The 3,410-nt window shown below is 65.2% G+C and carries 3 protein-coding genes; 2 read left to right on the top strand and 1 reads right to left on the bottom strand.

The window, feature by feature from the left end; genetic code table 11:
• Nucleotides 1-155: 155 nt before the first annotated feature.
• Nucleotides 156-692 carry a nickel-responsive transcriptional regulator NikR gene (nikR, locus tag ACT6Y9_RS09645; RefSeq protein WP_443744364.1) on the bottom strand — a complete coding sequence of 179 codons (537 nt, stop codon included), beginning with the start codon at nt 690-692 and terminating at the stop codon, nt 156-158.
• 394 nt (nt 693-1,086) lie between these two features.
• Here nikR and ACT6Y9_RS09640 point away from each other — a divergent pair, with 394 nt between their 5' ends.
• Both ACT6Y9_RS09640 and ACT6Y9_RS09635 read left to right on the top strand, forming a co-directional pair.
• Nucleotides 1,087-1,863, top strand: a complete 777-nt coding sequence (locus ACT6Y9_RS09640; protein WP_295480022.1) for a basic amino acid ABC transporter substrate-binding protein — start codon at nt 1,087-1,089, stop codon at nt 1,861-1,863.
• Nucleotides 1,864-2,180: 317 nt separating this feature from the next.
• The gene (locus ACT6Y9_RS09635; RefSeq protein ID WP_443744363.1) at nt 2,181-2,954 is read left to right on the top strand and encodes a basic amino acid ABC transporter substrate-binding protein; all 774 of its coding nucleotides are present in this window, start codon (nt 2,181-2,183) and stop codon (nt 2,952-2,954) included.
• The last annotated feature ends 456 nt before the right edge of the window (nt 2,955-3,410 follow it).

Raw genomic sequence — 3,410 nt, 5'->3', positions numbered from 1 at the left:
GGGCGTTTCGTAGGCCGCGGCCCATTTCCCGCGGCTGCCTGAAGTCAACCCCTCTCCAAATCCCTTCCGTCCCGAGGTTCACGGTTCGTGCGGGACCCGCGCTCACCGCGCTCACCGCGCTCCCAAAGAGCGACGCCGCTCCCGCGGGAATCCGGTCAGGTCTCTTCGTGCGTGTGGGTCACTCCGTGCGGGTGCTCAAGCCCCCCGTGGGCGTGATCGTGCGGATGGGAATGACCGCTCCCGTGATCATGCGGATGGTCGTGGCCGTGAACATGCCCGCCCGTGCATTCGTCGAGCGGAATGATCGAAATCGAACCGTGCCGGACGCCGGGTTCTGCGACGAGCGCGTCGGCGAAGGCCCGCACCGCCTCGATCGCACCCCTCAGGAACACCGTCTCGAGGCAGTCGTCGCCCGAGACGTGCGCGTGCATGAGGCTGATCACGAGGTCGCCGTGGGCGTGCTGGAGTTCGGTGAGCCGGAGCGCGAGCTGCCGCTCGTGGTGGTCGTAGACATAGCTCGCCGACGCGACGCAGAGCGCCCCGGGCGCGGGGTCGGCCACTTCACGCTCCGCAAGGGCGCTCCTGATGAGGTCGCGCACCGCTTCGGAGCGGTTGCGATAGCCGCGCTGCGCCGTGAGGCGCTCGAAGTCGTCTGCAAGATCGTCGTCGATCGAAAGCGTAATGCGCTGCATAAGGTTTGGGTCCGGTAGTGGTCGGGTGTGGAGTTGCCCCGGACGCGCCGCAGGAAGTCTCGAGAGTCCCGGTGCGGCGCGCCCTCCCGCGAAGGATAGCCCGGACGGGGCGGCCGCGGCGAAGGCGCTCCTTCAATGGTCGACAAATCAGAGGGTTTTCGCAGTGCTTCCGCGTCAACTAGGGCCCGGGCACTAGCTTGGACCCGACGCGCGCAAAAGACCCGCAGATCCGGGGCGTCCGAAGGCCCGCGGAGTGCCGCCCGCAGCGCGGCGCGCCCTATAGTTCGACCGCAGGAACCGCCCCGCCATGAAGGGTGGAGATCCAAACCCAATTCATCGAGCCGCGCCGCACGCGCGGCATTCTTCTCTTTCGCACGCAGGGAGAAAACTTCAAATGAACATCGCCCGCTTCACCCGCACCGCCATCGCCGGCGCCGCCGCTCTTCTCATCGCCGGGTCCGCCCTCGCCGCCGGACAGTGGCGCGTCGCCACCGAAGGCACCTTCCCGCCCTTTGAGTTCTACAACTCCTCGACGGGCGAGGTCCAGGGCTTTGAAGTGGACCTCGTCCGCGCCATGGCGAAGAAGATGGACAAGGAGCTCAAGCTCGAGACGATGGGCTTCGACGCCATCATCCCGGCGATTCTTGCGGGCACGATCGACACGGGCGCCGCGGGCTTCTCCGTGACCCCTGAGCGCGCCAAGCGCGTTCTCTTCTCGATCCCGTTCTACAAGTCCGGCCTCACGATCGTCGTGCCGAAGGACAACAAGGCGGGCATCCAGGACTTCAAGGACCTTGAGGGCAAGCGCATCTCCGTGCAACTCGGCACCACCTCGATGGCCTTCGCCAAGAAGATCAAGGGCGCTCACGTGACGACCTTCAATTCGGCCGGCGACGCGCTCCTCAACATGATCGCGGGCAACGCCGACGCCGTGATCAACGACAAGCCCGTCACCGACTACATCCTCGTGCAGAACAAGAACATCGCCGAGGCGACGACGCATCTGAAGCCTATCGCCACGGCCGACCTCTTCGCGATGGTGACCGCCAAGGGCAACACCGCGCTCAAGGCCGAGATGGACAAGGCGCTCAAGGACCTCAAGGCCGACGGCACCTTCAACAAGCTCCACGAGAAGTGGTTCGGCGTTCCCGCTGATCCCGAACTCCCCTGATCACCAAGATTGTTTGAGGCGGCCCGGGCTTTCCCTTGCCGAAGCCGCCTCCCCAGAGAAGCCCTCCGTCGGCGTCGCCCGCCCGGAGGGCTTCTTCATGCCCGCAGCACGCATTGGTCGACAATTGGACGGCATTCATGAGGCGCCTCCGGGCAATTAGGGATTCGGCCCGAGTGCGGCCCGGCCAGGCTCAAAGGGAGGCCACGGGAGTCCCCGCGGCGGCGGGCTTTTCCCCTAGACTCGCACTCCGAGTGCACGCCCGGTCGTCGCGCCTCCGCGCCGGACCGGCTTTCCAACAGAACAAAGGGTCACCACTAATGAACTTCGCCTCCCTCACGAAGACCGCCGCCGCCTTCGCCGCCTCCTGCCTGATCGCCGGCTCCGCGTTTGCGGCCACCCTCACGGTCGCCACCTCCGCCACCTTCCCCCCGTTCGAGTTCCAGGACTCGAAGACGGGCACCGTCCAGGGTTTTGAAATCGACCTCGTGAAGGCCGTCGGTGCCAAGATGGGGCGCGACGTGAAGATCGAGAACATCGGCTTCGACGCCATCATTCCGGGCATTCTTTCGGGCACGATCGACATGGGCGCTGCGGGCTTCTCCATCACGCCCGAGCGCGGCAAGCGCGTGCTCTTCTCGCTGCCCTTCTACAAGTCGGGCCTCACGATCATCGTCCCGAAAGAGAACAAGGCCGACATCACCGACTTCAAGAGCCTCGAAGGCAAGCGCATCTCGGTCCAGATCGGCACCACCTCGCAGCAGCTCGCCAAGAAGATCCCGGGCACGACGATCACCACCTTCGCCTCCGCGGGTGAAGCCGTCCTCAACATGCTCGCGGGCAACTCCGACGCCGTGATCAACGACAAGCCCGTGACGGACTACATGCTCACGCAGTCGAAGTCGATCGCCGAACAGACGACGCACCTGAAGCCGATCGCCACGGCCGACCTCTTCGCGATGGTCTTCGCGAAGAACAATCCCGCCCTTAAGGCCGAAGTCGACAAGGCCCTGAAGGACCTCAAGGCCGACGGCACGTTCGACAAGCTCCACGAGAAGTGGTTCGGCGTTCGCTCCGACCCGGAACTCCCCTGATCTCCCGGCAGCCTCCCTCTCCGCCGCCCGGCCGCCTTCGACTCCCCGGGCGGAGCACATGAGGAAAAGCCCGCGCACAGTCCCTCCCCCGGACCTCGCGGGCTTTTGCTTTTCAGCCGCAACCTTTTGTTTCCTATGGAGAATTCCGCGACCTTCCCGCTGCTCCGAGGGATTTCCTTCAGATGGGAAGCCCCCATCGCGTGCGTCCGAACCGCCTGTTAAGGTCTGGAACCTCAACCCGGCGAAGTCGCGGCTCCTCCTGCAACTTGCGCTCACGAAGACCGAGCGACCCGGAGGAAATCGCCCGCATCTTCAGCAAATACTGACCTTCGCGAATGGCCCGGCGGGATTTCGCCCACCGGGCCGCCTCCGCCCTTTCGGGCTTTTTCATCCTCGGGCCGATCCTTATTTCGCACGTCCCCTTGCGGCATCCGTGCAGAACATGAGGCGTTCACC

This window comes from Sutterella sp. (assembly GCF_052272535.1).
GTDB lineage: Bacteria > Pseudomonadota > Gammaproteobacteria > Burkholderiales > Burkholderiaceae_F > Sutterella.
The sequence above is the reverse complement of the archived record's forward strand: the minus strand, read 5'-3'. Positions and strand labels throughout refer to the sequence as shown.